At 60.8% G+C, this 26,393-nt stretch carries 27 protein-coding genes; 19 read left to right on the top strand and 8 right to left on the bottom strand.

Annotation, left to right across the window (positions count from 1 at the left end; all coding sequences use genetic code 11):
- Positions 1-9: 9 nt before the first annotated feature.
- From L63ED372_RS04035 to L63ED372_RS04125, 18 genes are all read left to right on the top strand, one after another.
- The gene (locus L63ED372_RS04035) at positions 10-558 is read left to right on the top strand and encodes a YceD family protein (protein WP_062403648.1); all 549 of its coding nucleotides are present in this window, start codon (positions 10-12) and stop codon (positions 556-558) included.
- A 157-nt stretch (positions 559-715) separates the two neighbouring features.
- Positions 716-898 carry a 50S ribosomal protein L32 gene (gene rpmF / locus L63ED372_RS04040; protein WP_005794249.1) on the top strand — a complete coding sequence of 61 codons (183 nt, stop codon included), beginning with the start codon at positions 716-718 and terminating at the stop codon, positions 896-898.
- 121 nt (positions 899-1,019) lie between these two features.
- Positions 1,020-2,084, top strand: a complete 1,065-nt coding sequence (gene plsX / locus L63ED372_RS04045; protein WP_062403651.1) for a phosphate acyltransferase PlsX — start codon at positions 1,020-1,022, stop codon at positions 2,082-2,084.
- Positions 2,081-3,058: a beta-ketoacyl-ACP synthase III gene (locus L63ED372_RS04050; protein ID WP_062403654.1), complete on the top strand. Its 978-nt coding sequence runs from the start codon at positions 2,081-2,083 to the stop codon at positions 3,056-3,058. Before plsX ends, L63ED372_RS04050 begins: the two co-directional genes overlap by 4 nt.
- Positions 3,059-3,134: 76 nt before the next feature.
- The gene (gene fabD, locus L63ED372_RS04055; RefSeq protein WP_062403657.1) at positions 3,135-4,085 is read left to right on the top strand and encodes an ACP S-malonyltransferase; all 951 of its coding nucleotides are present in this window, start codon (positions 3,135-3,137) and stop codon (positions 4,083-4,085) included.
- A complete protein-coding gene (fabG, locus tag L63ED372_RS04060) occupies positions 4,082-4,825 on the top strand; it encodes a 3-oxoacyl-ACP reductase FabG (RefSeq protein ID WP_062403660.1) in 744 nt (247 codons plus the stop codon). The genes fabD and fabG overlap by 4 nt, the downstream gene beginning before the upstream one ends.
- A 62-nt stretch (positions 4,826-4,887) precedes the next feature.
- The gene (gene acpP / locus L63ED372_RS04065) at positions 4,888-5,124 is read left to right on the top strand and encodes an acyl carrier protein (RefSeq protein ID WP_019427049.1); all 237 of its coding nucleotides are present in this window, start codon (positions 4,888-4,890) and stop codon (positions 5,122-5,124) included.
- A 6-nt stretch (positions 5,125-5,130) separates the two neighbouring features.
- A complete protein-coding gene (fabF, locus tag L63ED372_RS04070) occupies positions 5,131-6,375 on the top strand; it encodes a beta-ketoacyl-ACP synthase II (protein WP_062403662.1) in 1,245 nt (414 codons plus the stop codon).
- A gap of 640 nt (positions 6,376-7,015) precedes the next feature.
- The gene (locus L63ED372_RS04080) at positions 7,016-8,440 is read left to right on the top strand and encodes a DegQ family serine endoprotease (protein ID WP_062407608.1); all 1,425 of its coding nucleotides are present in this window, start codon (positions 7,016-7,018) and stop codon (positions 8,438-8,440) included.
- 493 nt (positions 8,441-8,933) lie between these two features.
- Positions 8,934-10,742 (top strand): translation elongation factor 4, encoded by a 1,809-nt coding sequence (lepA, locus tag L63ED372_RS04085; protein WP_062403668.1) that lies wholly within the window; start codon positions 8,934-8,936, stop codon positions 10,740-10,742.
- Positions 10,742-11,707 (top strand): signal peptidase I, encoded by a 966-nt coding sequence (gene lepB / locus L63ED372_RS04090; RefSeq protein ID WP_062403671.1) that lies wholly within the window; start codon positions 10,742-10,744, stop codon positions 11,705-11,707. Before lepA ends, lepB begins: the two co-directional genes overlap by 1 nt.
- 7 nt (positions 11,708-11,714) lie before the next feature.
- Positions 11,715-12,407, top strand: coding sequence for a ribonuclease III (rnc, locus tag L63ED372_RS04095; protein ID WP_062407612.1), 693 nt, complete (start codon positions 11,715-11,717; stop codon positions 12,405-12,407).
- A complete protein-coding gene (gene era / locus L63ED372_RS04100; protein WP_197275321.1) occupies positions 12,404-13,471 on the top strand; it encodes a GTPase Era in 1,068 nt (355 codons plus the stop codon). Before rnc ends, era begins: the two co-directional genes overlap by 4 nt.
- A gap of 11 nt (positions 13,472-13,482) precedes the next feature.
- Positions 13,483-14,232, top strand: a complete 750-nt coding sequence (gene recO / locus L63ED372_RS04105) for a DNA repair protein RecO (protein WP_062403674.1) — start codon at positions 13,483-13,485, stop codon at positions 14,230-14,232.
- Entirely contained in the window at positions 14,229-14,990 is a 762-nt protein-coding gene (locus tag L63ED372_RS04110) for a pyridoxine 5'-phosphate synthase (protein WP_062403677.1), read from the top strand. Before recO ends, L63ED372_RS04110 begins: the two co-directional genes overlap by 4 nt.
- A complete protein-coding gene (gene acpS, locus L63ED372_RS04115; RefSeq protein WP_062403680.1) occupies positions 14,987-15,394 on the top strand; it encodes a holo-ACP synthase in 408 nt (135 codons plus the stop codon). The genes L63ED372_RS04110 and acpS overlap by 4 nt, the downstream gene beginning before the upstream one ends.
- Positions 15,395-15,431: 37 nt before the next feature.
- Positions 15,432-16,517, top strand: coding sequence for a beta-N-acetylhexosaminidase (nagZ, locus tag L63ED372_RS04120; RefSeq protein WP_062403683.1), 1,086 nt, complete (start codon positions 15,432-15,434; stop codon positions 16,515-16,517).
- 17 nt (positions 16,518-16,534) lie between these two features.
- Positions 16,535-16,855, top strand: coding sequence for a hypothetical protein (locus tag L63ED372_RS04125; RefSeq protein ID WP_062403686.1), 321 nt, complete (start codon positions 16,535-16,537; stop codon positions 16,853-16,855).
- A gap of 65 nt (positions 16,856-16,920) precedes the next feature.
- On the opposite strand, the gene lysS is transcribed toward L63ED372_RS04125, so the two are convergent.
- Both lysS and L63ED372_RS04135 read right to left on the bottom strand, forming a co-directional pair.
- A complete protein-coding gene (lysS, locus tag L63ED372_RS04130) occupies positions 16,921-18,465 on the bottom strand; it encodes a lysine--tRNA ligase (protein WP_062403688.1) in 1,545 nt (514 codons plus the stop codon).
- An 83-nt stretch (positions 18,466-18,548) separates the two neighbouring features.
- The gene (locus tag L63ED372_RS04135) at positions 18,549-19,226 is read right to left on the bottom strand and encodes an LON peptidase substrate-binding domain-containing protein (protein ID WP_062403691.1); all 678 of its coding nucleotides are present in this window, start codon (positions 19,224-19,226) and stop codon (positions 18,549-18,551) included.
- A 32-nt stretch (positions 19,227-19,258) separates the two neighbouring features.
- On the opposite strand from L63ED372_RS04135, the gene L63ED372_RS04140 reads away from it, so the two are divergent.
- Entirely contained in the window at positions 19,259-19,807 is a 549-nt protein-coding gene (locus L63ED372_RS04140) for a YggT family protein (protein ID WP_062403694.1), read from the top strand.
- Between the two features lie 69 nt (positions 19,808-19,876).
- Here the strand turns inward: L63ED372_RS04140 and accD are convergent, their stop codons facing one another.
- The 6 genes from accD to L63ED372_RS04170 form a co-directional block, all read right to left on the bottom strand.
- A complete protein-coding gene (accD, locus tag L63ED372_RS04145; protein ID WP_062403697.1) occupies positions 19,877-20,749 on the bottom strand; it encodes an acetyl-CoA carboxylase, carboxyltransferase subunit beta in 873 nt (290 codons plus the stop codon).
- Positions 20,750-20,857: 108 nt separating this feature from the next.
- On the bottom strand, positions 20,858-21,667 hold the full coding sequence (gene trpA, locus L63ED372_RS04150) for a tryptophan synthase subunit alpha (RefSeq protein WP_062403700.1): 810 nt from the start codon (positions 21,665-21,667) through the stop codon (positions 20,858-20,860).
- Between the two features lie 9 nt (positions 21,668-21,676).
- Positions 21,677-22,960, bottom strand: a complete 1,284-nt coding sequence (gene trpB, locus L63ED372_RS04155) for a tryptophan synthase subunit beta (protein ID WP_062407614.1) — start codon at positions 22,958-22,960, stop codon at positions 21,677-21,679.
- Positions 22,961-23,046: 86 nt separating this feature from the next.
- Positions 23,047-23,742: a phosphoribosylanthranilate isomerase gene (locus L63ED372_RS04160; protein ID WP_062403705.1), complete on the bottom strand. Its 696-nt coding sequence runs from the start codon at positions 23,740-23,742 to the stop codon at positions 23,047-23,049.
- Positions 23,739-24,524 carry a tRNA pseudouridine(38-40) synthase TruA gene (gene truA, locus L63ED372_RS04165; protein ID WP_062403707.1) on the bottom strand — a complete coding sequence of 262 codons (786 nt, stop codon included), beginning with the start codon at positions 24,522-24,524 and terminating at the stop codon, positions 23,739-23,741. Before truA ends, L63ED372_RS04160 begins: the two co-directional genes overlap by 4 nt.
- On the bottom strand, positions 24,521-26,335 hold the full coding sequence (locus tag L63ED372_RS04170; RefSeq protein ID WP_197275322.1) for a FimV/HubP family polar landmark protein: 1,815 nt from the start codon (positions 26,333-26,335) through the stop codon (positions 24,521-24,523). The genes truA and L63ED372_RS04170 overlap by 4 nt, the downstream gene beginning before the upstream one ends.
- Positions 26,336-26,393: the final 58 nt, after the last annotated feature.

A 26,393-nucleotide genomic window follows, 5' to 3' on the forward strand; every position in this document is an offset into this window, starting at 1 on the left:
ACTGCAGCCATGGAAAAAAAAATGGACCCCCAACACCTGGATGTCGTGGCCTTTGCCCGTGGCGGCCTGCGCCTGCAGGGCGAGGGCGCTTTGGCCGATTGGCCCCGTTTGGCCGAGGAACAGCACGGTGACACCGTGGCCCCCGGGCAGGTGCAGTGGCTGCTGCAAGGTCGCGCGGTGGCGCAATCGGGGGCATCCGATCAATTGTGGCTGGATCTGAAGGCCTCGCTCATGCTGCCCATGCAGTGCCAGCGCTGCCTGAGTCCGGTGCTGGAGGCTGTGCAGGCCGAGCGCTCATTTTTGTTTGTCGCCGACGAGGCTGCAGCGCAGGCGCTCGACGACGAGGTGGAGGACGATGTGCTGGTCATCAGCCGTGATTTTGATGCCCTGGCCTTGGTCGAGGACGAGTTGATTTTGTCCTTGCCCCTCGTGCCCTTGCACGATGTGTGTCCCGAAACCCTGCCCATGTCTGTGGCCGATCCGGCCTTTGAAGCCGCCGCCGAGCGGCCCAACCCCTTTGGGGTGTTGGCCAGCCTCAAAACCGGTCAAGACCGCTGAATGTGGGCCGACACACCGGCCACAGGCCGATAAAGGTGTTCAAAAGGGTCCGGCTTAGGCTATAATCAATGGCTTCGCCCGGATGCCCCGGGTGTCATTCCCATCAACCGAAGCTGCGTTTTCATTTGCGCGGCCTCCAAGCTTCCAAGGAGCCACCATGGCTGTTCAGCAAAACAAAAAATCGCCTTCCAAGCGCGGCATGCACCGTTCGCACAACGCCCTGAACGTGCCCGGTATCGCTGTCGAGCCGACCACAGGCGAGACTCACCTGCGTCACCACATCAGCCCCAACGGTTTTTACCGTGGCCGCCAAGTGCTCAAAAACAAGTCGGAAGCCTGATCGGCTTCCGCCCTCCAGCCTTCAGAGGCCCGGCGCTACTTTCTGAGTAGCCTCGGGCTTTTTGGTTTATGGCCTGCGTTTTATGGCCAGCGTTAATTCCGGTTTTGAGCCCAAGGATGTCATGACCTCGCCCACCCCGATCACTGTGTCTGTTGACTGCATGGGCGGCGACCACGGTCCCCGCGTCACGCTGGCGGCTTGTCGCCGTTTTCTGTCATCTCACCCCGATGCCCGGTTGATTCTTGCAGGGCGTGCAGAGGCCCTGGCGGGCTTCTCTGACCCCCGTGCTCAGGTGGTGGTGGCCGCGGAAGTGGTCGAGATGGACGATCCACTGGAAGTAGCCTTGCGCAAGAAAAAAGACTCTTCCATGCGCGTGGCCATCGAGCAAGTGCGTGACGGCCACGCACAAGTTGCGGTATCGGCGGGCAACACTGGGGCCTTGATGGCGATTGCCCGTTACGTGCTCAAAACCATGGACGGTATTGACCGGCCAGCCATTGCAGGTCAAATGCCCAACTTCAAGGGTGGCGGCACCACCATGCTTGACTTGGGCGCCAATGTGGACTGCACCCCCGAACATTTGCTGCAATTTGCCGTCATGGGTTCGGCCTTGGTCTCGGTGCTGCAAGACAAGGATCAGCCCTCGGTGGGTTTGCTCAACATCGGTGAAGAAGCCATCAAGGGCAATGAAATCATCAAAAAAGCGGGTGAATTATTGCGATCTGCGGCCAATTCCGGAGATTTGAACTTTCATGGCAATGTGGAAGGCAACGATATTTTCAAGGGCACCGTCGACATCGTGGTCTGTGATGGCTTTGTCGGCAATGTGGCCTTGAAGGCCAGCGAAGGCTTGGCCACCATGGTCAGTGGCTTTTTGAAAGCCGAGTTTTCACGCAACATCTTCACAAAAACTGCCGCTTTATTGGCTTATCCGGTCTTAACGGCGTTTAAAAACCGCGTCGACCACCGTCGCTACAACGGCGCTGCCCTGTTGGGTTTGCGTGGCCTAGTGTTCAAGAGCCATGGCTCGGCCGATGAGTTGGCTTTTGAGAACGCCTTGAACCGGGCTTATGATGCAGCTCGAAACCAATTGCTTGACCGCGTTCGCGACCGCATTGCCCACGCCGCCCCTTTGCTGATGGGTGCGCAGGCTGAGCGATCTGAACCCGCGGTCACATCTGTATGAGAATTTATTCACGCATTTTGAGCACCGGCAGCTACCTGCCTGCCAGACGCCTGGGCAACGCCGATCTGGCCGCCGAGTTGGCGCAACAAGGGGTTGAAACCTCTGACGATTGGATCGTTGAGCGCACAGGCATCCGTGCTCGCCACTTTGCCGCCGACGAGCAAGGCTGCAGCGATTTGGCCACCGAAGCAGCCCGACAGGCGCTGCTCGCGTCGGGCCTGGTCTCCGCAGACATTGACCTGATCATTGTGGCCACCTCGACCCCCGACATGGTGTTTCCGTCTGTGGCCACCATGGTTCAGCACAAACTGGGCGCAGCCGGTTGTCCGGCGTTTGACGTCCAAGCGGTGTGCAGCGGCTTTATTTATGCGCTGACGATCGCCGACTCGATGATCCAGTCCGGCACGGCCAAACGGGCTTTGGTGATCGGGTCTGAAATTTTCAGCCGCATCCTTGACTTCAAGGACCGCACGACCTGTGTGTTGTTTGGCGACGGCGCTGGCGCGGTGGTGCTCGAAGCCTCGAACCAGCCCGGCATTTTGGCCACCGATTTGCACGCTGATGGCAAGTACAAAGACATTTTGTGTGTGCCCGGTCACGTCAACCGGGGGGCGATTTTGGGTGACCCTGTGCTCAAGATGGATGGCCAAGCGGTCTTTAAATTGGCCGTGGGTGTGCTCGAAGACACCGCCCGCGCCAGCTTGGCCAAGGCCAACTTGACCGATGCCGACATCGACTGGCTGATCCCGCACCAGGCCAATATCCGCATCATGCAAAGCACCGCCAAGAAGCTCAAGCTGGGCGCTGACAAGGTGGTGGTCACGGTGGACCAGCATGGCAACACCTCGGCCGCCTCGATTCCGCTGGCGCTGGACACCGCCGTGCGCGATGGACGTATCCAGCGTGGCCAGACCCTCATGCTCGAAGGCGTGGGCGGTGGCTTCACTTGGGGCTCTGTCCTCTTGCGTTACTGATCCGCAACCCTTATGACCCATGGGGTCTGCGCCGCAGTAGGGCCAGACCTGATTCACACCCGATAAAAATTTGCACATGACGACATTTGCTTTTGTTTTTCCCGGCCAAGGTTCTCAATCGGTCGGCATGCTGGATGCCTGGGGTGACCACCCCGTGGTGCTCGAAACCTTGAAAGAAGCCTCCGACGCCCTGGGCGAAGACGTGGCGAAGTTGATCCACGAAGGCCCCAAAGAAGCGCTGGCCATGACCACCAACACCCAACCTGTGATGTTGGTGTCGGCGGTGGCTGCTTACCGTGCTTGGTTGGCAGAAGGCGGCGCCAAGCCGTCTGTGGTCGCCGGACACTCGCTGGGCGAGTACAGCGCCTTGGTGGCTTCGGGCGTGCTCACCTTGTCACAAGCTGCGCCGCTGGTGCGCCTGCGAGCAGCCGCCATGCAAGAAGCGGTGCCTGTGGGCGTAGGCGCCATGGCCGCCATTTTGGGCTTGGCCTCGGACAAAGTCATTGAAGGCTGCCAAGCAGCCCAAGCCACATTTGCCGCAGGCAGCACCGAAGTGGTCGAGGCCGTGAACTTCAACGATGCCGCGCAAACCGTGATCGCGGGCAGCAAAGCCGCGGTGGACAAAGCCTGCGAGGTGCTCAAGGGCATGGGTGCCAAGCGTGCGCTGCTTTTGCCCGTGTCGGCCCCTTTCCATTCGAGCCTGATGAAGCCCGCTGCCGAAAAGCTGCGCGAGAAGATGGCCTCACTGACTTTGGGCGCACCGCAGATCCCGGTGCTCAACAACATTGACGTGGCCATCGAAACCGACGCCGACCGCATCCGTGACGCGCTGTATCGTCAGGCTTTTGGCCCAGTTCGTTGGGTGGAGTGTGTGCAGGCCATCAAGGCCCGCGGCGTGAGCACCCTGGTTGAATGCGGCCCCGGCAAGGTGCTGGCAGGCATGACCAAGCGGATCGATGCCGAATTGAACGGGGTGGCGCTGTTCGACCCCGCCACCCTTGCTGAAGTGAAAGGACTTCTCTCATGAGCGAAGCACAAAAACAGATTGCACTGGTCACAGGCGCATCGCGCGGCATTGGTGCGGCCATTGCCTTGCATTTGGCCCAACAAGGTTATGTGGTCATTGGCACCGCCACCAGCGATGAGGGTGCGGCCAAAATTAGCCAAGCGCTGTCGGCCTTCCCCGGCAGCCGAGGTGCCAACCTGAATGTCAACGATGCCGCAGCAGGCGAAGCCCTGATCGATGCCATCGTCAAAGAGCACGGTGGCCTGCAGGTGCTGGTCAACAACGCGGGCATCACCCGCGACACCTTGGCCATGCGCATGAAAGACGACGACTGGGACGCGGTGCTCGACACCAACCTCAAGGCGGTGTTCCGCATGAGCCGCGCCGTGATCCGCCCCATGATGAAGCAGCGTTATGGCCGCATCATCAGCATCACCAGCGTGGTGGGCGCATCTGGCAACCCCGGCCAAGCCAATTACGCCGCTGCCAAGGCCGGTGTGGCGGGCATGACCCGTGCGCTGGCCCGTGAGTTGGGCAGCCGCAACATCACCGTCAACTGTGTGGCCCCTGGTTTCATTGCCACCGACATGACGGCCAGCCTGCCCGAAGAACAACACAAAGCCTTGTTGGGCCAGATTCCTCTGGGCCATCTGGGTCAACCCGATGACATCGCCCACGCGGTGGCGTACCTGGCTGGGCCGGGCGCTGGCTATGTCACCGGACAAGAATTGCATGTCAATGGTGGCATGTTCATGGCCTGATTTTCGGAACCCCCTTCCGGACAGGTAAAATCTTCTTTTTTCACAACCCTCAGAGGGACCCCATGAGCGATATCGAAGCACGTGTCAAAAAAATCATTGCCGAACAACTCGGCGTTGAAGAGTCACAAGTCACCAACGAAAAAGCCTTTGTGGCCGATCTGGGTGCCGACTCCCTGGACACGGTGGAATTGGTGATGGCACTCGAAGACGAGTTTGGCATCGAGATTCCTGACGAAGACGCAGAAAAAATCACCACGGTGCAAGCTGCGATTGACTACGCCCAAAGCAAGAAGGCCTGATCGACGATGACCCGGCGCCGCGTTGTTGTCACGGGTTTGGGATGCGTCAGCCCCGTGGGCAACACGGTCGCCGACGCATGGTCCAACCTGCTTGCCGGGCAGTCCGGCATTGGTCCCATCACCCGTTTCGACGCTTCGGCGATGTCCTGCCGGATCGTGGGTGAAGTCAAAAACTTTGACCTCGAGTCCTACATCACCGCCAAAGAGGCGCGGACCATGGACCGCTTCATCCATTACGGCATTGCCGCTGCAGCCCAAGCCATCCAAGATGCTGGACTGCCCGCGGGTGACGCTTTGGGTGAAGAGGAGGCTTGCCGAATCGGTGTGGTGATTGGTTCGGGCATTGGCGGCTTGCCGTTGATCGAAGAAACCCACATCGAATACACCGCACGCGGTGCACGCCGAATTTCGCCATTTTTTGTACCCGCCTCGATCATCAACATGATCTCGGGCCATGTCTCGATGCGCCATGGTTTCAAAGGCCCCAACTTGGCTGTTGTGACCGCTTGCACCACAGGTTTGCACAGCATTGGTGAAGCCGGTCGTTTGATCGAATACGGTGACGCCGATGTGATGATCGCCGGTGGTTCCGAAGGTACCGTGTCGCCTTTGGGTGTGGGTGGCTTTGCCGCCATGCGCGCTTTGTCGACCCGCAACGACGACCCCACAGCCGCATCGCGCCCCTGGGACAAAGACCGTGACGGTTTTGTGCTGGGCGAAGGTGCTGGCGTGATGGTGCTCGAAGAGTACGAGCACGCCAAAGCCCGTGGCGCCAAAATTTACGCCGAGCTGGGTGGTTATGGCATGAGTGCAGACGCGGGTCACATGACCGCGCCGAGCATGGACGGCCCACGTCGCGCCATGTTGGGTGCCATGCGCAATGCCGGTGTCAACGCCGACCAGATCGACTACCTGAACGCTCACGGCACTTCCACACCGCTGGGTGACATCAACGAAACCAACGCCATCAAGGCGGCTTTGGGCGACCACGCCTACAAAACCGTCGTCAGTTCCACCAAGTCGATGACCGGGCATTTGTTGGGTGGCGCGGGCGGCATCGAGAGCGTGTTCACCGTGCTGGCGCTGCACCATCAAAAAGTACCACCCACGATCAACTTGGTCAACCCTGACCCTGAGTGCGATCTTGACTACTGTGCCAACACGGCGCGCGATCTGAAGATCGATGTCGCGTTGAAAAACAACTTCGGTTTTGGTGGCACCAACGGGTCTTTGGTTTTTAAACGCATCTGACCTGCCTTCTGGCCAGTCCGCCACCATGCACAACGCCCCACCTGTGGTTTACCCGGTGGGGCGTTTTTTTTGGGGGCGCTGGTTGTTCGTGGCGCTCTGCGTGCTTTCGGCGGCAGGCCTCATCGCTTGGCACATGATGTCGCAGGCGACTGGCCCCAAACTGTGGGCAGCCTGGTTTTTTTGGACTGCCTGTGTTTTGTCTGCTGCGCTGTGGGCCCCAAGGCAGACCCTGACAGGAGGACGTTTGGGCTGGAGCGGCGAAAGCTGGTTTTGGCAAGCCAACGCAGACTCTGGCGAACATGTTCAATCGGTCTCCGTCTCAGTGGGTTTGGACTCCAAAGCGGGCATCTTGCTTTGGGTGCAGCCCCTGGACGAGCAGGGCCAAGCGCAAGGTCGGCTGCTGTGTGCTTGGCTGCAGGCGGGGGCGATGCCCTCAAAGTGGCACGGATTTAGATGCGCTGTATATTCGCGCCCCATGGCGGCTGCGCGGTCTCACAAGGTCCCGCAAGCGCGTCTTTGATGCGGCTTGAAATGGCCGTTTTGAGCCGCATCTGTCTCGAGCTTGCAATCTGGTTATAACCGACATAAGGAGGCTTTTGTGCTGAAGAACACATGGACAAAGACAGCTGCATCGGCCTGCATGGCCACTGCCATGCTGGCAGGGTGGGTCATGGTGCCCGCAACGGGCGCTTTGGCGCAGTCCCCATCTGCAGCGGTGCGTGGCCTGCCCGACTTCACCGACCTGGTGGAGCAGGTGGGTCCCTCGGTGGTGAACATCCGCACTCTGGAAAAAGCACGCCCCAATACGCCCAGTGCTGGCGGTCCTGACGAAGAGATGCAGGAGTTGTTTCGTCGCTTCTTCGGCGTTCCTATGCCCAATGCGCCACGCCAAGGCCCGCGGCAAAACCGACCCGAGCAAGAAGCCCAACCTCGGGGTGTGGGATCGGGTTTCATCTTGAGTTCTGACGGTTTCATCATGACCAACGCCCATGTGGTCGAGGGCGCCGATGAGGTGATGGTGACCCTGCCAGACAAACGTGAATTCAAGGCCCGCATTGTGGGCGCCGACAAACGCACCGATGTGGCGGTTGTGAAAATCCAGGCCACTGGACTGCCCGCTGTCAAAGTGGGCGATGTCAACCGCTTGCGTGTGGGCGAGTGGGTCATGGCCATCGGCTCTCCGTTTGGCCTCGAGAACACCGTCACGGCGGGCATCGTGAGCGCCAAGCAGCGCGACACGGGGGACTATTTGCCCTTCATCCAGACCGATGTGGCCATCAACCCTGGCAACTCGGGCGGTCCCTTGATCAATATGCGCGGCGAAGTGGTGGGCATCAACAGCCAAATTTACTCCCGCTCAGGTGGGTTCATGGGCATCTCTTTTGCGATCCCCATGGACGAAGCCATGCGGGTCAGTGAGCAGCTGCGTGCCTCCGGGCGTGTGAGCCGAGGCCGCATCGGTGTGCAAATTGCGCCTGTGACCAAAGAAGTGGCCGAATCAATTGGCTTGGGCAAAGCACAAGGCGTGTTGGTGCGTGGTGTGGAGGAGGGCTCGCCTGCCGAAAAAGCGGGCATCGAAGCGGGTGACATCATCACCCGTTTTGATGGCAAGTCCATCGAAAAACCTGCCGACTTGCCGCGTGCAGTGGGCAACACCAAGCCTGGCAGTCAAGTGGCGCTGACGGTCTTCCGTCGGGGGGCCACCAAAGACTTGAAGGTCACGGTCGCCGAGATCGAGCCGGAAAAAGTGGCTGCTGCGGCACCCGAGAAAAAAGCGCCGGCCGCCAAGATCGCCCACTTGGGTCTGAGCCTGAGTGATTTGAGCGAAGCCCAAAAGAAAGAAGCACGTGTGCGCTCTGGCGTGCGGGTGGATGCGGCCGTGGACGCTGCCGCACGGGCGGGCATTCGCGAGGGTGACCTGATCCTGGCGGTGGCCAACACCGAAGTCAGCTCGGTACAGGTGTTCGAATCATTGATGGCCCGCATCGACAAGAGCCGACCGGTCAGTGTGCTGATCCGTCGAGGTGACGGCGCGCAGTACGTGCTGATACGACCCGCGCCTTGATGGCTGTCAAGCCCAAGCGACCCTGAAACCCCTGTGGTTTTGGGGTTGTTGGGCCCAAGCGTCATTTTGAGGGGGTATCTGCTCATCGTAAAAAATATTTTTGAAGTTTGTATTCGCTAACATTTTTGATGCCTCATGCCGAATTTGGATAAAATCAAGCGTCTTGATCCCTCATTCATGGCATATAGAGCAGGTCTGGATTCACCATGCGGGATTTCCCGCAAGTGTCCACCGATGATCCACAGACAGCCCACAAGTTGTTCATGCACTCGCAAACTTGATTGTGGATAAGTTGTTGATAAGTTTCATGTTGCATAGCAGCAACGACCTGCCCAACCCGGTTGCGGGGCTGTGCGAATGGGCCAATTTGCCTACAATGAAGTCCCAACTATCGCAGTTGCCATTGATTGTTGGTTCAGGGCGCGTCGCCACCAGACGCGCCCTTTTTTCTTTTCCGGATCGTTGATCCACCATCACTTGCAGAACTTCCTTGATGAATCACATCAGAAATTTTTCGATCATTGCCCACATCGACCATGGCAAATCCACGCTGGCTGATCGCTTGATTCAACGCTGTGGTGGTTTGGAAGCGCGTGACATGGAAGCGCAGGTGCTGGACTCGATGGACATCGAGAAAGAGCGCGGTATCACCATCAAAGCACAAACGGCTGCGCTGCAATACAAAGCCAAAGACGGTCAGGTTTACAACCTCAACCTGATCGACACGCCCGGCCATGTGGATTTCTCATATGAAGTCTCGCGTTCTCTGTCGGCCTGCGAAGGCGCCTTGCTGGTTGTGGATGCCAGCCAGGGCGTGGAAGCCCAAACCGTGGCCAACTGCTACACCGCTCTCGACCTGGGTGTGGAAGTGGTGCCCGTGCTCAACAAAATGGATCTGCCCAATGCCGATCCAGACAATGCCCGGGCCGAAGTGGAGGACGTGATTGGCATCGACGCGACCGATGCGATTCCGTGCTCGGCCAAGACCGGCATGGGCATTGAGGAAATCCTCGAAGCCGTGGTCGCCCGCATTCCGCCGCCCAAGGGCAACCCCGATGCGCCGCTGCGCGCCATGATCATCGACAGTTGGTTCGACACCTATGTGGGGGTGGTCATGCTGGTGCGTGTGGTCGATGGCCAACTGCACAAGAATGAGCGCATCCGCATGATGGCAAGCAACGCGGTGTACGAAGCCGGCAGCCTGGGTGTGTTCACCCCCGCCAACCAGCCGCGTGAATCGCTCAAAGCGGGCGAGGTGGGTTACATCATCGCGGGCATCAAAGAATTGCAGGCGGCCAAGGTGGGCGACACCGTCACCCTGGAAAAGAAGTTGCCCAACAACCTCGGGCCAGCCACCGAAGCTTTGCCCGGTTTCAAGGAAATCCAGCCCCAAGTGTTTGCCGGCTTGTATCCGACCGAAGCCAACCAGTACGACGCGCTGCGCGACGCGCTGGAAAAGCTCAAGCTCAACGATGCATCGTTGCACTACGAACCCGAAGTCTCGCAAGCGCTGGGTTTTGGTTTCCGCTGCGGTTTCCTGGGCTTGTTGCACATGGAAATCGTGCAAGAGCGTCTGGAGCGTGAGTTTGACCAGGACCTGATCACCACCGCGCCCAGTGTGGTTTACCAAGTGGTCAAACCCGACGGCGAAGTGCTCATGGTGGAAAACCCCTCCAAGATGCCCGACCAGGGCAAGCTGCAGGAAATCCGAGAGCCCATCGTCACCGTACACCTGTACATGCCGCAGGACTATGTGGGCCCCGTCATGACGCTCGCTAACCAAAAGCGCGGTGTACAGATGAACATGGCCTACCATGGCCGCCAAGTCATGCTCACGTACGAGATGCCGCTGGGCGAGATCGTGCTGGACTTTTTTGACAAGCTCAAATCGGTCAGCCGGGGCTATGCCTCGATGGACTACGAGTTCAAGGAGTACCGGGCTTCTGATGTGGTCAAGGTCGACATCATGCTCAACGGCGAGAAGGTCGATGCGCTGTCCATCATCGTGCACCGCTCCCAATCGCAGTACCGGGGCCGCGCGGTCGCGGCCAAGATGCGAGAAATCATCAGCCGCCAGATGTTCGATGTGGCCATTCAAGCCGCCATCGGTGCGAACATCATTGCCCGTGAAACCATCAAGGCCTTGCGCAAAAACGTGCTGGCCAAGTGCTACGGTGGTGACATCACGCGCAAACGCAAACTGCTCGAAAAGCAGAAAGCGGGTAAAAAGCGGATGAAACAGATTGGTTCGGTCGAGGTGCCTCAAGAGGCGTTCTTGGCGATTTTGCAGGTGGAAGATTGATGCCCTTTTTAACGTCTTTGGTGTTGGCCTCCTTTGTGGGTTACGCCGGTGCTTGGTACCTCGGTCTCATCGAGGGCAACTTTGCGCTGCTCCTGCTTTTGGCCACGGTGGTCACCGGCATTTATTGGCTGGCTGAGCGCTTCGTGTTCATGCCGCAGCGCCTTAAAGCGGTGGCGCAGCTCGAAGCCGAAACCGCCCAGCGCCGCGCCGAGTTGGCCAAAATGGGCATCGACAAGGTGGACACCGACATCCGCGAGTCCCGCGAGAAGCTGCTCATGCAGCCTTGGTGGCTGGACTGGACTGCCGGACTCTTTCCCGTGATCGTGGTGGTGTTTGTACTGCGCTCGTTCTTGTTCGAGCCCTTCAAGATCCCCTCGGGTTCCATGATCCCGACCCTGCTCATTGGCGACCTGATTTTGGTGAACAAATTCCATTACGGCATTCGCTTGCCCGTGGCCAACACCAAGCTGACCGAAGGTACACCGGTGCAGCGTGGTGATGTGATGGTGTTCCGCTACCCACCCAAGCCCAGTGTGGACTACATCAAGCGCGTGGTCGGTCTGCCCGGGGACGAGGTGGCTTACTTGAACAAAAGCCTGACCATCAACGGCAAGGCCGTGCCCACCGAAGTGCTGCCGGACTTTTTTGACGAGTCCACCATGCGCTACCACAAGCACCGCCGTGAAAGCTTGGGTGCCAAGCCGCACCAAACGCTGCAGGACGATGACCGCCCGGCCTTTGTGCCTGGCGCTGACCAGTTCGTGGGCCGTGAAAACTGCAATTACACCGTCGAAGGCGTGACCTGCAAGGTGCCCGCTGGGCACTACTTCATGATGGGCGACAACCGCGACAACTCGCTGGATTCGCGCTATTTTGGTTTTGTGCCGGACGGCAACATCGTGGGCAAAGCCTTCTTTGTGTGGATGAACTTTGGTGATCTCAAGCGCATTGGCGCTTTTGACTGAGGTGGGCGTGGCGACTTCCCCCGTTCTGTCCGAATTGCAAGTCCGGCTGGGTTACGCCTTCCGTCAGCAAGCTTTGCTGCAGCAAGCGGTCACGCACCGCAGCTTCAGTGCCGACCACAACGAGCGCCTGGAATTTTTGGGTGACTCAGTGCTCAACCTGTCGGTGGCCCACCTGCTGTACACGCAACTGGCCAATTTGCCCGAGGGCGATTTGTCGCGGGTGCGGGCCAACCTGGTCAAGCAAGACACGCTGCACCAACTGGCCAAAACCTTGGACTTGCCTGCCGTGATGCGATTGGGCGAGGGGGAGATGCGCTCGGGCGGTCAAAACCGTCCGTCCATTCTGGCCGATGCCCTGGAAGCCATCATTGGCGCGGTTTACCTGGACGGCGGCTACAAGGATGCACAAGCCTTGGTCGAGCGACTGTTTGCCCAGGTCGACATCAAACCCGACATGCAGGCTGTGGGCAAAGACCCCAAGACCGAATTGCAAGAGTGGCTGCAAGGGCGCAAGCTCGCGCTGCCCAAATACACCGTGGTCGGCACCTCCGGGGCGGCGCACCGCCAGCAGTTCGAGGTCTCTTGCGAAGTGACTGAATTGCGCCAAACCCAACAAGGCTCGGGCGCATCGCGTCGCGCTGCCGAACAAGCAGCGGCAGCCGCCATGCTGCTCACCTTGAAATCCGAAAGCGCCGCATGAGCACCGATAAAAAAAACGCACCTTCCGAATCTGCGACTGAACGCACGCTGCAAGAGCAAACCATGCGCCGCCCCGTGCAAATCGCGGGCGTGACCATCCAGCCACGCGACGCATCGGAAGACGCTGCTTTACCCCCGGTTGCGGCCACAGCAGCGCCCGTGCCCGTTGATGGCCAGCGCTGCGGTTTGGTGGCCATTGTGGGCAAGCCCAACGTGGGCAAATCCACCTTGCTCAACGCCTTGGTGGGCCAAAAAATCAGCATCACCTCGCGCAAAGCACAAACCACGCGCCACCGCATCACCGGCATCCGTACCCAGGGCGCTGCCCAGTATGTGTTTGTGGACACCCCGGGTTTCCAGACCATCCACGGCACCGCACTCAACAAGTCGCTCAACAAGACCGTGGTCGGCGCGGTGAGTGATGTGGATCTGGTGTTGTTTGTGGTCGAGGCGGGCAGCTTCACCACGGCGGACGCCAAAGTGCTGGCCCTGCTCAAGCCCGGCATCCCAGTTTTGCTGGTGGCCAACAAACTCGACAATGTGCACCGCCGTGGCGATATCGCGCCCTGGCTGCAAAGCATGCAAGAGCGCCACGCCTTCACCGAGTTTGTGCCCATGTCGGCCAAGCAGCCCAAGGACATCGAGCGCCTGCTGGGCATTTGCGAAAAATACCTGCCCGAGCAGCCGTGGTGGCATGCCGAAGACGAACTGACCGATCGCAGCGAGAAGTTCCTGGCCAGCGAAATGGTGCGCGAAAAACTCTTCCGCTTGACGGGCGACGAGCTGCCCTACACCTCCACCGTGGTGATCGACAAGTTTGAAGAAGAAGCCGGTCGCACGGCCAAGCGCATGCTGCGCATCGCGGCCACGATCGTGGTCGAGCGCGAAGGGCATAAGGCCATGGTGATCGGTGACAAAGGCGAAAAGCTCAAGCGCATCGGCACCGAAACCCGCGTCGAGCTGGAAAAGCTGCTGGACGCCAAGGTGTTCATCGAGCTGTGGGTCAAGGTGCGTTCGGGTTGGGCCGACGACGAAGCCCGCGTGCGCAGCTTCGGCTACGAGTAATTCCATCGCCAATGGCCTCCAAGCGGATCGCAGACGAGCCAGCCTATGTGCTGCACCGCTACGACTGGAGCGAAACCAGTTTGATTCTGGAAGTCTTCACCCGTCATCACGGCCGGGTGGCCTTGGTGGCCAAAGGGGCCAAACGGCCCACATCGAGTTTTCGCCCGGTGCTCTTGCCGCTGCAGCCTTTGTCGCTGGCCTTCGGGAGCGACGGCGACATCCGCACCCTCAAATCGGCCGAATGGGTGGGCGGCCACGTTATGCCCACGGGCGAAGCGCTGCTGTCGGGCTATTACCTCAATGAGTTGCTGATGCGCCTGACCGCGCGAGACGATCCGCATCCGCAGCTGTTTGAGGTGTATGCCGCCGCGGTGCGCCTGTTGGCCAGCGGTGACCCCGACGCCCTGCAATGGGCTTTGCGCGGTTTTGAATTGCTGCTGCTCAAGGAAATGGGCCTGTTGCCCGCCCTGAACCTGCAGACCTTGACCCTCAAGCCGTTGTCGCCCACCGACAGTTACGCCTTGGTGCCCGAGGCTGGTCTGCAGTGGGTGAGCGATGACCCGCGCCACGCCTTGCGCGGCGAACAGTGGCTGGCGCTGCACGCGGCGCTGTCGTCGTCCAGCCCCTTCGCCGCCTTGCTGCGCGAGTGCGCCGATCTGCTGGTGCAGCTGCAGCGCCCCTTGCGCCTCTTGCTCAACTACCATTGTGGTGTGGGCGCTTTGCGCACACGCCAAATGATGCTGGACTTGCAAACTTTATGAACACCTCCGCGACCCCTTCTTCCCAAGGCGTGGCCCTGTCGGTCAACGTCAACAAAGTCGCGCTGCTGCGCAACTCACGTCACTTGGGCATTCCGAGTGTGGTCCGTGCTGCCGAGTTGTGCCTCCAAGCGGGTGCGAACGGCATCACCATCCACCCCCGCCCTGATGAGCGGCACATCCGCGCGAGCGACGTGCCCGAGCTCCACGCCCTCATGCAAGCCTGGCCCGAGCGCGAGTTCAACATCGAAGGCAACCCTTTTCACAACCTGATGGACCATGTGCGTGCCGTGCGCCCGCACCAGGTGACCTTTGTGCCCGACAGCGAAGGCCAGTTCACCAGCGACCACGGCTGGGCCTTCCCGCAAGATGCTGAGCGCCTCAAACCCTTGATCGCCGAATGCAAGGCGCTGGGTGTGCGCGTGAGCCTGTTCATGGACCCGATTCCAGAGCAAATGGCCGCAGCCCGCGCTGTGGGGGCTGACCGGGTGGAGCTCTACACCGAGCCCTATGCCGCCGCCTTTGGCACGCCAGAACAAGCCATGCAGCTGCAGCGCTACGCCGATGCCGCCGTGGCCGCTACACAAGCGGGCCTGGGCCTGAATGCAGGCCACGACCTCAACCGCGACAACCTGCCCGCCTTTGTGGCCGCGGTGAAGGGTCTGCAAGAAGTCTCGATTGGCCACGCCTTCATGGCCGATGCGCTGGAGATGGGTTACACCGCGACGGTGCAGGCGTATTTGGCTTGCCTGAACCCATGATCTACGGCATCGGCACCGACATCTGCGACATCCGCCGCATCCGGGCCAGCTTGGACAAGCACGGCGAGCGTTTTGCCGCCAAGGTGCTGTCGGATGCCGAAATGGCCACTTGGAAAGTCCGCAGCGCCCGCTGGCCCGAGCGCGGTGTGCGCTACCTGGCCACCCGTTTCTCGGCCAAAGAGGCCTTCAGCAAGGCGATTGGTCTGGGCATGCGCATGCCCATGACCTGGCGGCTGTGCGAGGTGGCCAAGCTGCCCAGTGGCCAGCCGGTCATCGTGCTGCATGGGGTGCTCAAAGAGTGGTTTGAGGGCAAAAACCTCAGCGCCCACATCACCGTCACCGACGAATCCGAATACGCCGCCAGCTTCTGCGTGGTCGAAACCCAAAGCCCCCCGCGCCCTTGATTTGCCGCGCAGGCCCCCCACTTGGAATCTACACCCCATGACACTGCACGCCCCCCTGATCCTGGACATTGCTGGCACCACCTTGACCGAGGTGGACCGCCGCCGCTTGGCCCACCCCTTGGTGGGCGGCATGATTTTGTTTGGCCGCAATTGGCAAAGCCGTGCACAACTCACCGAGCTGTGTGCCGAGATCAAAAACATCCGCGCCGACCTCTTGATCGCGGTTGACCATGAAGGCGGGCGTGTGCAACGCTTTCGCACCGACGGCTTTACCCATTTGCCACCCATGCGTGCCCTGGGCGAACTGTGGTCGCAAGACGACAAGGGCCAGCCCGGCTCGGGCGTGCTCAAGGCCTGCGAAGCGGCCACCTCGGCGGGCTTTGTGCTGGCCAGCGAGCTGCGTGCTTGTGGTGTGGACTTCAGCTTCACGCCTGTGCTGGATCTGGACCACGGCGAGAGTGGTGTGATTGGCGACCGCGCTTTTGCGCGGGACCCGCGTGTGGTGAGCCTGCTGGCCCGCAGCCTGATGCAGGGCCTGCTGCAAGCGGGCATGGGCAACTGCGGCAAACATTTCCCCGGGCACGGTGCCGTGAAGGCCGACTCGCATGTGGCGCTGCCGGTGGACAAACGTGGCCTCAAAACCATTTTGGCTGACGATGCACAGCCTTACCGTTGGCTCACCAGTGTGCTCACGGCCGTGATGCCTGCCCATGTGATCTACAGCAAGGTGGACAGCCGCCCAGCGGGCTTTTCACCGCGCTGGCTGCAAGACATTTTGCGGGCTCAGCTGGGTTTCCAGGGTGTGGTTTGCACCGACGACCTGTCGATGGCCGCCGCACGGCAGCTGGAGGGGCAGACCCTCAGCTACACCCAGGCCGTCATCACCGCGCTGCACGCGGGCTGCGACCTGGCCCTGCTGTGCAACCGCTCGGCGGTGAACGGTGGCGCCGAGCTGGACGAGGTGCTCGACCAACTGGCCGAAGCCCAGCTCAAGGGCCATTGGACCCCCAGCGAGATCAGCGAAGAGCGGCGCTTAAACCTCTTGCCCCGATCTCCAGCTCGCCCCTGGGACGAGCTGGTGCGCTCGGCCGATTACATGCAGGCGCTTGACCGCCTGCCTTGACCTGAACAGGAACTTGGATGAACTGGATCGCCAAAATTTTCATGGCCCTGCTCGGGCTGGCCTTTCTGGTGGCCTTGCTCTTTGGCGTGGCCTGCTACACCGTTTATGCCACGCTGCGTTGGCTGTTGACGGGTCGCAAGCCCCAGGTGGTGCTGGTCTGGCAACAGTTCAGCGCCATGCGCCAGAACTTCAAGCAAGGCGGCTTTCGTGCCGGGCCTTCGCAGGGCTTTGAAGGCCCCAGGGGACGCCACAGCGCCCACGATGACCAGGTGGTGGACGTGGAAGTGCGCGAGGTGGTGGAAGACGCGCCGCGCTTGCCGCCTCGCAAGCCGCATTAACGGGATTAGCCCCTTGAAACAACAAACCCGGCCTAGACCGGGTTTGTCATTGGGGCTCGGTGAACTTACTCCTGCACGTGCCGCAGGGCCGGGAACAAGATCACATCGCGGATGCTGGCGCTGTCGGTCAGCAGCATCATCAAGCGGTCAATGCCAATGCCGCAGCCGCCTGCAGGGGGCATGCCGTATTCAAGTGCGCGCACAAAGTCGTGGTCGTAGTACATGGCTTCGTCGTCGCCGTCGTCTTTGGCGGCGACTTGGGCTTGGAAGCGTGCAGCCTGGTCTTCGGCGTCGTTCAATTCGCTGAAGCCATTGCCGAACTCGCGGCCGGTGATGTAGAGCTCAAAGCGCTCGGTCACTTCGGGGCGGGTGTCGTTGGCGCGGGCCAGCGGGCTGATCTCGGTGGGGTGCTCCATGATGAAGGTGGGCTCCCAGAGCTTGTCTTCCACGGTTTCCTCGAAATAGAACACCTGCAGGCTGGCCAAGCTGCGCGTGGACAACTTGTCTTTGGCTTCGCTCATGCCCAGCTTTTTCAGGGCATTGATCAGCCATTCGGCGTTGTCGACGTTGTCGCCAGCCTCGGTGTGCTTCACGATCGCTTCGCGAATGGTCATGCGTGCGAAAGGCTTGTTCAGGTCGACCGGCTTTCCGTTATAGGTCAGGTCTAGGGTGCCCACAGCGGTCATGGCTGCGTCGCGGATCAGGCTTTCGGTAAAACCCATCAGATCCTGGTAGTTCCAGTAGGCCGCGTAGAACTCCATCATGGTGAACTCTGGGTTGTGGCGCACCGAGATGCCTTCGTTGCGGAAGTTACGGTTGATCTCGAACACGCGCTCAAAACCGCCCACCAACAGACGCTTGAGGTAGAGCTCGGGCGCAATGCGCAGGAACATCTCTTGGTCCAGCGCGTTGTGGTGCGTCACAAAGGGCTTGGCGTTGGCACCGCCGGGAATGGGGTGCAGCATGGGCGTTTCGACTTCCAAAAAGCCGTGTTGGACCATGAACTCGCGGATGCCGCTCACGGCCTTGCTGCGGGCGGCAAAGCGCTTGCGGGCGGCTTCGTCGGTCATCAGGTCCACATAGCGCTGGCGGTATTTGACTTCCTGGTCGGCCACGCCATGGAACTTGTCGGGCATGGGGCGCAAGCTCTTGGTGAGCATGCGGATGCCGGTGGCGTGGATCGACAATTCGCCCGTGCGGGTTTTGAACAGGTGGCCTTCCACGCCCACGATGTCGCCCAGGTCCCAGTGTTTGAACAAGGCGTACAGGTCTTCGCCCACATCGTCGCGGGTCACATACACCTGGATGCGGCCCGTGGCGTCTTGCAGCGTGGCAAAGCTGGCCTTGCCCATGACGCGCTTGAGCATCATGCGGCCAGCGACCTTGGCCATGGTTTTGGCCACGCCTTCGCCGTTCAGGGCTTCGGCTTCTTTGCTGCCATGGGCTTCGTGCAGGTTGGCGGCGTGGTGCTCGGGCTTGAAGTCGTTGGGAAAGGCCACGCCTTTGCCTTCGGCCTGCGCCTGGCGCATGGCTTTGAGTTTTTCGCGGCGCTCGGCGATCAGTTGGTTTTCATCTTGTGCGGGAGCGGCGGGGGCGGTCGTGTCAGACATGGCAAGGTGCAGTGGGGACCGTGGCGCTTGGACGCCGCCCGATCCGGGGTTGTGGGGTGCGCGAGGGCGCAAAGCCCTCTATTTTATGAGTTTGTGGGGGGCTTCTGGCCGGGCCGTGGTGGCGTCGTGTCGGAAGGGGCCACCATGTCGCCCACCAGCTCGAGCCGCATCAGCGGTTCTTGCAGGGCAAACAGCCGGTATTTCATCTGCAAAGGCAAGGGCAGCAACTCGCCCCAGCGGTTGGACAGCCAGCTGCAGTCCTGCAGTCGCCAGGCCTCGGCCCAGTGGGGCATCACGCTGGCTTGTTCGCTCAGCTGGGTCAGGGCCTGGTGCATTTGCGCCGACAAGTGCTGCAGGTCTTCGGGCACTTGAACCGCGGGCTCGGGCGGCAGGGGCAGTACCCGCCCCAGCCACAGGCCGTCGCTGCGCTGCTGTTTGGCCTCAATGCGGAATTTCTCCACCCCTCGGCACCAGACCATCACCAGGCCGGGCTGGGGCCGCTCAATGCGTTCGATCTGTACTCGGGTGCCCATGGCTTCAAACTGTTCGGCCGCTTGGCCGGGTCGGTGCACCTCGCGGCCCTGGGTGAGTGTGACCACGCCAAAGCCTGTGCCTTGGCGCTCGCATTCGCCAATCATCTGCAGGTAGCGCAGCTCAAACAATTGCAGAGGCAACAAAGCGCCCGGGAACAGCACCGTGCCCAGCGGGAACAGTGGCAATTCGGTCAGGGCTTGCGGGGAAGGGGTGTCGCGATCGGGCATCTGGGTATCATCGCACGAGCAGGAGAAAAACGATGTTGTTCCAGATGGTGAGCTTGGTGTTGGATGTGGTGGCGGGCCTGGTCGCAGGCACTTGTTTGTTGCGTTTTTTGATGCAATGGCAGCGCATTTCTTTTCACCAGCCTTTGGGCCAGTTTGTGTTTGCGGTCACCGACTGGTTGGTTTTGCCGCTGCGCCGGGTGATCCCGCCATGGTCGGCCTGGGATTTGTCGAGTCTGGTGGGGGCCTTCCTCATCAAGCTGGTGCAGTACAGCTTGTTGTGGCTGGTCGCGGGCGGGCAGGGGGCCTTGGCCTTGCTGCCGCTGGTCAGTCTGGTGGGCATGGCCCAGCTGGTGGTGTCGGCCCTGAGTGCGCTGGTGCTGGTGTTGGCTGTGATGTCTTGGGTCAACCCCGGCTCACCCATGTACAGCCTGGCGGCTCGTTTGAGTCAGCCCTTTTTGAAGCCTTTTCAGCGGGTGGTGCCTCTGATCGGTGGGGTGGATTTGTCGCCCATCGCCTTGCTGGTGGTCTTGCAGTTGATCGGCATGGTGTTGGCCTCGCTGCAAATGGGCTGGATGCACTGAACCGTTGAAAGCTTTTCTTCAACAAAAAGGCCCTCCAAAGAGGGCCTTTGTTTTGGGGTGTTGGCCGACTCAGCTGACCGCGTCTGCCGGCTGGCGCTGCAGCATGGCCAGTGTGCTGGCGATGGTTTTGCGCAGTTCACGGCGGTCGCAGATGAAGTCCACCGCGCCTTTGGTTTGCAGGAATTCGGCACGCTGGAAGCCTTCAGGCAAGGTCACGCGCACGGTGCTTTCGATCACGCGGGGGCCCGCAAAGCCGATCAGGGCTTTGGGCTCGGCAATCACCACATCGCCCAAGAAAGCAAAACCGGCCGACACACCGCCCATGGTCGGGTCGGTCAGCACGCTGATGTAGGGCAGGCCTTTCTTGGCCAAGCGGGTTAAGGCGGCGTTGGTCTTGGCCATTTGCATGAGCGAGAGCAAGCCCTCTTGCATGCGGGCACCGCCCGTGGCGGTGAAGCACACAAACGGTACTTTTTGGGCGATGGCGGTTTCCACGCCGCGCACAAAACGCTCGCCCACGACCGAACCCATGGAGCCGCCCATGAAGTCAAATTCGAAGCAAGCGGCGACCAGGTTGATGCTGTGCACCGCACCGCCCATGACCACCAGGGCATCGGTCTCACCCGTGTTGTCCATGGCCTCTTTCAGGCGCTCGGGGTATTTGCGGCTGTCTTTGAACTTGAGTGGGTCCACCGGCACCACTTCTTGTCCGATTTCGTAGCGGCCTTCGCCGTCCAAAAAGGCGTTCAGGCGGGCGCGGGCACCGATGCGCAGGTGGTGCGAGCAGCCGGGGCAAACGTTCTGGTTTTCTTCCAGGTCGGTTTTGTAGAGCACCGTTTCGCAGCTGGGGCATTTGACCCACAAGCCCTCAGGCACCGTGCGGCGATCGGCCGGGTCGGTGTGCTGGATCTTGGGGGGGAGCAGTTTTTCAAGCCAACTCATGAGGTTTTCTCCTTGTGCGGCAAATTATCGTTGAAACGGGCTGGGGCTCATTTCACATGGCGAAGGTGGCGAGGGCCTGATTCCGACCGCCGGGGCAGGCCCTGGCGCTCAGGCGTCCAGCGCTTGCCGGATGCCGGAGAGAAACTCAGCGGCCACGTCGTTGATGCGGTCAGCAGGCGCTGCGTCGATCAGCTGGATCAGGCGCGAACCGATCACCACCGCGTCAGCTACCCGGCTGATGGCTTTGGCCGTCTGCGCGTCGCGGATGCCAAAGCCAACACCCACCGGCACGCTCACATGCTGCCGGATGCGCGGCAGCATGGCTTCGACCGCGTCGGTGTCCAGCGTGCCAGATCCTGTGACGCCTTTGAGGGACACGTAATACACGTAGCCGCTGGCCACTTGGGCCACCTGTTGCATGCGCTCGTTGGTGCTGGTGGGGGCCAGTAAAAATATCAGGTCCATGCTGTGGGCGCGCAGTTTGGCGGCAAATTCCACGCATTCTTCGGGCGGGTAGTCCACGATCAGCACGCCGTCCACACCGGCTGCCGAGGCATCACGGATGAAGCTGTCAGCGCCGTGTTTTTGGTCGTAGCGCTCCACCGGGTTGGCGTAACCCATCAGCACCACCGGGGTGGTGGTGTTGGTTTGGCGGAACTCACGCACCATGTCCAATACCTGCACAGTGCCAATGCCCAAGGCCAAGGCTTTGTCCCCCGCTTTTTGAATCACGGGGCCATCGGCCGAGGGGTCCGAAAACGGCACCCCCAGCTCGATGATGTCGGCCCCGGCTTCGGCCATGGCGTGCATCAGGGGCACGGTGGTGGTTTTTTGGGGGAAACCTGCCGTGACATACGGGATCAGGGCTTTGCGGTCCTGGGATTTCAGGGCGGAGAGGGTGGGGTCGATGCGGCTCATGTGGGGCTCTTACTTCACAAAGTTCACGGGCTGCTCGCCACCTTTGACCGATTGGCCTTGGCAGCTGGGGCGGCAATAAAAATCGGCGTTCGACAAGTCGGCCACGGTGCCGATGTCCTTGTCGCCGCGACCCGATAGGTTGACCAAAATGCTTTGGTCCGGACGCATGGTCTTGGCCAGATTCATCGCGTAGGCCACGGCGTGGCTCGATTCCAGGGCGGGGATGATGCCCTCGGTGCGGCACAGGTAGTGGAAGGCTTCCAGCGCTTCCTTGTCGGTGATGCCCACGTACTCGGCGCGGCCGATGTCTTTTAAATAAGCGTGTTCGGGGCCGACGCCGGGGTAGTCCAGACCCGCGCTCACACTGTGCGTTTCGGTGATCTGGCCGTTCTCGTCTTGCAGGATGTAAGTACGGTTGCCGTGCAGCACGCCGGGTGTGCCCAGTTGCAGCGAGGCAGAGTGCTTGCCTGTGTCCAGGCCCTCGCCTGCGGCTTCGACGCCGATCAGGCGGGTTTTGTCGTGCGGAATGTAGGGGTAGAAGATGCCCATGGCATTGCTGCCACCGCCCACACAGGCGATCACAGCGTCGGGCTGCTGCTCGGCCATTTGGAGCGTTTTGAACATCTCGGGCATTTGCGTCAGGCACTCTTCACCGATCACGCTTTGGAAGTCGCGCACCATCATGGGGTAGGGATGGGGGCCTGCCACGGTGCCGATGATGTAGAAGGTGTTGTCCACATTGGCCACCCAGTCGCGCATGGCTTCGTTCAGGGCGTCTTTGAGTGTTTTGCTGCCGGACTCCACGGGCACCACGGTCGCACCCAAGAGTTTCATGCGGTAAACGTTGGGGCTTTGGCGTTTGACGTCTTCGGCGCCCATGTAGACCACACATTCCAGGCCGTAGCGGGCACAAATGGTGGCCGTGGCCACGCCGTGCTGACCCGCACCGGTTTCGGCAATGATGCGCGGCTTGCCCATGCGCTTGGCCAGCATGGCCTGGCCGATGGTGTTGTTGATCTTGTGGGCACCCGTGTGGTTCAGGTCTTCGCGCTTCAAGAAGATTTGTGCGCCGCCCATCTCACGGCTCATGCGGGCCGCGTGGTAAACGGGCGAGGGGCGGCCCACAAAGTGCGCCAGCTCGGACTTGAATTCGGCGATGAAGGCCGGGTCGTGTTGGTACTGGGCGTAGGCGGCTTTGAGCTCGTTGATGGCGTGGGTCAGGGTTTCGCTGACAAAGCTGCCGCCATAGATGCCGAAATGGCCTTTGAGGTCAGGTTGTTGGTAATCGAACATGGTAATGGCCTTCGTTGGGGCGGGGCCGCTCGGTGCTTGCAGGGCTGAGCGCTGCAAAGTAAGCCGAGGCTTGCCCGTGAACTGATTTAAAGGGGAGAGGGATTGTCTGCGGTGCGCACCGCTTGGACAAACTGCCGCATTTTGTCGGCATCTTTGAGGCCCTTGCCTGCTTCGATGCCGGAGCTCACGTCAACGGCCAGAGATAGGCCGTGCGTGCGCAGTGCCCGAATGCCATCGCCCACGTTTGCAGGTGTGAGTCCACCAGACAAAACGAGGTGAGCATTGACGTTTGGTGGCAGGAGTGACCAATGGAATGTTTTGCCGCCGCCGCCGTATCCGTCGACATGGGCGTCGAGCAAGAGGGCTTGGGCTGCGTGATGAAGGTGTGCAAATTCTAGCAAGTCGAAGTCGTGGACCTCGGACAGGGGGATTCGGGCGGCTTTGAGGTGGGGGCGGCCTGTGCGCCGCGACATGTCTTCGCAGAAGTCGGCCGACTCGTCGCCATGAAACTGCAGCAATGCGCCGGGCACGGCGGTGCAAGCGGCCTCGATGCGCTCAGGCGTTTCGTTAACGAAGAGGAGCACAGGTGTCACAAAAGCGGGCAGCAGGCGTGCCAGCTCGGCCGCCCGCTCGATGCTCACGCTGCGGGGGCTGGGCGGGTAGAGCACAAAACCAATGGCGTCGGCACCCATGGCGCAGGCGGCCAGCACGTCGGCCTCGCGGGTGAAACCACACATTTTGATGCGGGTGCGTTGCTGCGGGGCGGGGCTGATCAGCGTCATGGCAACCAATCAAAAGCAGGGGTGGTGTCGGGCAGGCCCCATTCGGGGCTGTAGATGGGCCCTGCAAAGTACAGCCCATCTGGAGAAAACGTGGGCGCTGCGGCGTCGCGGCTTTGGGCCCGCAGCACCTCACGCATCCAGTCGGGGGATTGGTTGCCTTGGCCGATGGTGACCAGGCAGCCCATGATGTTACGGATCATGTGGTGCAAAAAGGCGTTGCCCTCGAATTCAAAGCGCCAATAAGCGCCATGCCGGGTGATGCCGATGTGCCGCAGGGTTTTGACGGGCGACAGTGCTTGGCAGCTGCTGGCCCGGAACGATGAAAAATCGTGCTCACCCAGCAGATGCTGGCTGGCTTCGCGCATGGGTGCTTCGGCCAGCGGACGGTACACCCAGCCCACGCGGCCCGCTTCCAGGCTGGGGCGCACGATCGAGTCCAGCACCACATAGATGTAGCGCCTGCCCGTGGCACTGGCGCGGCAATGGAAGGTCTCGGGCACAACCTGCGCCCATTGCACCGCGATGTCGGAGGGCAAATAGCGGTTGGTGCCGCGCACCCAAGAGTGGGTGTCGCGCTCCAGGTGGGTGTCAAAGTGCACCACCTGCATGAGGCCGTGCACGCCCGCATCGGTGCGGCCTGCGCACAAGGTGCTGATGCGGGGCACGTCACCAAATTGGGCCAGTGCTTTTTCGAGTTTGTCTTGAATGGTCAGGCCCGTGGCTTGACTTTGCCAGCCTTGGTAAGCCGTGCCCGAATAGCAGACGCCCAGGGCCAGCCTCACCTGATTTGGCCGAGCATTTGGATGGCGCGGGCCTTGATGTCGCCATGGGTCAATGAAATCACCGACAGAATCAAAGCACGGGCCAGGTCCTTGTCACCCTTGGCCAAGAGTTGAGCGGCCAGGTTGAGCTTGCTGACTTCGGTGTCCTCGGCTGCGGTGGTGGCCGGTGGCGGGCTCACCGGTGTGGGTGCCGCATAGGCGGGCGTTGGCGCCATGGGGGCAGGTGCGGTCGATGGCTGAAGGTTCAGGTCGATCGAACTCATTTGCGCGGGAACAGGCATGGGGCTGGGCGTGGCCTGCATCACGGGTTCCGTGCTTGGCGCAGGAATGTCGTCGTAGGACGGTGCGTAAATGGATTCTGGCTCAGCCGACCTTCTTCTCATCCAGAATGCCACCAGCAAGATGGCCGCTAGCAAACCCGCTGCCCAGGCCCACAGTTGCTTGTTTTCGCTCAGATCCTGTAGGCTCGAACTGGTCATCGTGGACGTTGGAGCCTGTGATGTCGGCAAGGTCTGGGCCGAGGGGGTGGCAGGCGCAGTCGACACGGCTGCAGCAGAGGGCGTGTTCGAGGCGCTCGCGCTGTTCGTCGAAGCAGGGTTTTGGGTCAGGGCTTCCAAATCCTTCAGGTTTTTGTTCAAGGCGGCCAGCTGGTCCGAAGTGTCCTTGGCTTCGCGCTCGCTGGCCAATTTGGCATCGGCCGCGTTGGCACTGACACTCGATTTGGACAAGGTCAGTTTGTCTTGCTGCAGTGCGCCGGGCGCAGGCTTGGCAGGCTCGGCGGTCACGGTGCCCGACATGGAGCGCGAATTTTTGGAATCCACCAACAAAGGAGACTCGGCCAGACGTCTGGCGTATTCCGCAAACTCCTTGGTTTGGGCAATCACGGTTTTGCGGGCTTCATCGCGTGAAATTTGTGTGGCTTCACCCAGGTCTGGGATCCGCAGCACAGCACCCGCCTTGACCAGATTCACGTTGCCTTGGATGAAAGCATCCGGATTCGCCTTGAGCATGGCCAACATCATTTGGTCCAAGCTGGCTTGGCCGCCCAAATAGCGAATGGCCAGTCGAGAGGCTGTGTCTCCGGGTCTGACCTTGATGGATCTGTCACCGGTTTCCCGAGATGGCTCATTGCCTTTGGGTCTGGCTTGGACTGCGGGCGCTCTCAACGCTGCGGTGGATGCGCTGGTTTCGGTGGTGGATGGCTGAGGACGTGGAGTCTGGGTGTTGTCGACCGGCGCAAAGCGATAAACAGGGATGTTTCTGGCGTTCAGCTCGACGCTGGTGGCATTCAGGGGGTTGGCCGAAGCAGGTGTTTCAACCACTCGAGCGAGTGCAGGGGCCGGTGGAATGGGCTGGACCAGCGGGGGCACAACAGGCAACTGAGGGCTGTTGGCAGAGGCAGGTGTTGAAGAAGAGCGGGCCAGCCGGTCACTCACGGAATTGAGCAGCAAAGCATAGTTTTTGGTGAGCTTGCCGCTGGAGGTTTGGGCTTCCAGAATCAGGTCAATGAAGTTTTCCTGAATGGGCGCTCGCCCGTTCAAGGTGATGACCGGGGTGCCGTTAGGCCGGTTTTGCAAGCTGGCTGTGACGCCGTTCAGAGCCGGGTTGAACTCCATGCCCGCTTGGCTGAAGGCACCCGGCGAAGCCAATTGGGCGCGGAGTGACCGCAATTCTTCAGGCGAAGCCTGGGCGACCTCAATTTCAGCCCTCAAGGGCTCACCAATGCCCGAAAGGATCTGAAGCCGACCCAAGTCCAACGCGGCTGCGGGCAAAACCCATGCTGAAAAAACCAAAGCACCCAAGGCTTTCATCTTGTGATTTTTTGGCATTTGGCGTTTGGTTTGACCCATGGGTATCCCGGAAAACTGT

The organism is Limnohabitans sp. 63ED37-2, assembly GCF_001412535.1.
Taxonomy (GTDB): domain Bacteria; phylum Pseudomonadota; class Gammaproteobacteria; order Burkholderiales; family Burkholderiaceae_C; genus Limnohabitans_A.

Excerpts from the sequence above, each read along its gene's own strand:
- L63ED372_RS04035 (WP_062403648.1), top strand. The coding sequence starts at position 10 with ATGGAAAAAAAAATGGACCCCCAACACCTGGATGTCGTGGCCTTTGCC.
- rpmF (WP_005794249.1), top strand. The coding sequence starts at position 716 with ATGGCTGTTCAGCAAAACAAAAAATCGCCTTCCAAGCGCGGCATGCAC.
- plsX (WP_062403651.1), top strand. The coding sequence starts at position 1,020 with ATGACCTCGCCCACCCCGATCACTGTGTCTGTTGACTGCATGGGCGGC.
- L63ED372_RS04050 (WP_062403654.1), top strand. The coding sequence starts at position 2,081 with ATGAGAATTTATTCACGCATTTTGAGCACCGGCAGCTACCTGCCTGCC.
- fabD (WP_062403657.1), top strand. The coding sequence starts at position 3,135 with ATGACGACATTTGCTTTTGTTTTTCCCGGCCAAGGTTCTCAATCGGTC.
- fabG (WP_062403660.1), top strand. The coding sequence starts at position 4,082 with ATGAGCGAAGCACAAAAACAGATTGCACTGGTCACAGGCGCATCGCGC.
- acpP (WP_019427049.1), top strand. The coding sequence starts at position 4,888 with ATGAGCGATATCGAAGCACGTGTCAAAAAAATCATTGCCGAACAACTC.
- fabF (WP_062403662.1), top strand. The coding sequence starts at position 5,131 with ATGACCCGGCGCCGCGTTGTTGTCACGGGTTTGGGATGCGTCAGCCCC.
- L63ED372_RS04080 (WP_062407608.1), top strand. The coding sequence starts at position 7,016 with ATGGCCACTGCCATGCTGGCAGGGTGGGTCATGGTGCCCGCAACGGGC.
- lepA (WP_062403668.1), top strand. The coding sequence starts at position 8,934 with ATGAATCACATCAGAAATTTTTCGATCATTGCCCACATCGACCATGGC.
- lepB (WP_062403671.1), top strand. The coding sequence starts at position 10,742 with ATGCCCTTTTTAACGTCTTTGGTGTTGGCCTCCTTTGTGGGTTACGCC.
- era (WP_197275321.1), top strand. The coding sequence starts at position 12,404 with ATGAGCACCGATAAAAAAAACGCACCTTCCGAATCTGCGACTGAACGC.
- recO (WP_062403674.1), top strand. The coding sequence starts at position 13,483 with ATGGCCTCCAAGCGGATCGCAGACGAGCCAGCCTATGTGCTGCACCGC.
- L63ED372_RS04110 (WP_062403677.1), top strand. The coding sequence starts at position 14,229 with ATGAACACCTCCGCGACCCCTTCTTCCCAAGGCGTGGCCCTGTCGGTC.
- acpS (WP_062403680.1), top strand. The coding sequence starts at position 14,987 with ATGATCTACGGCATCGGCACCGACATCTGCGACATCCGCCGCATCCGG.
- nagZ (WP_062403683.1), top strand. The coding sequence starts at position 15,432 with ATGACACTGCACGCCCCCCTGATCCTGGACATTGCTGGCACCACCTTG.
- L63ED372_RS04125 (WP_062403686.1), top strand. The coding sequence starts at position 16,535 with ATGAACTGGATCGCCAAAATTTTCATGGCCCTGCTCGGGCTGGCCTTT.
- lysS (WP_062403688.1), bottom strand. The coding sequence starts at position 18,465 with ATGTCTGACACGACCGCCCCCGCCGCTCCCGCACAAGATGAAAACCAA.
- L63ED372_RS04135 (WP_062403691.1), bottom strand. The coding sequence starts at position 19,226 with ATGCCCGATCGCGACACCCCTTCCCCGCAAGCCCTGACCGAATTGCCA.
- L63ED372_RS04140 (WP_062403694.1), top strand. The coding sequence starts at position 19,259 with ATGTTGTTCCAGATGGTGAGCTTGGTGTTGGATGTGGTGGCGGGCCTG.
- accD (WP_062403697.1), bottom strand. The coding sequence starts at position 20,749 with ATGAGTTGGCTTGAAAAACTGCTCCCCCCCAAGATCCAGCACACCGAC.
- trpA (WP_062403700.1), bottom strand. The coding sequence starts at position 21,667 with ATGAGCCGCATCGACCCCACCCTCTCCGCCCTGAAATCCCAGGACCGC.
- trpB (WP_062407614.1), bottom strand. The coding sequence starts at position 22,960 with ATGTTCGATTACCAACAACCTGACCTCAAAGGCCATTTCGGCATCTAT.
- L63ED372_RS04160 (WP_062403705.1), bottom strand. The coding sequence starts at position 23,742 with ATGACGCTGATCAGCCCCGCCCCGCAGCAACGCACCCGCATCAAAATG.
- L63ED372_RS04170 (WP_197275322.1), bottom strand. The coding sequence starts at position 26,335 with ATGAAAGCCTTGGGTGCTTTGGTTTTTTCAGCATGGGTTTTGCCCGCA.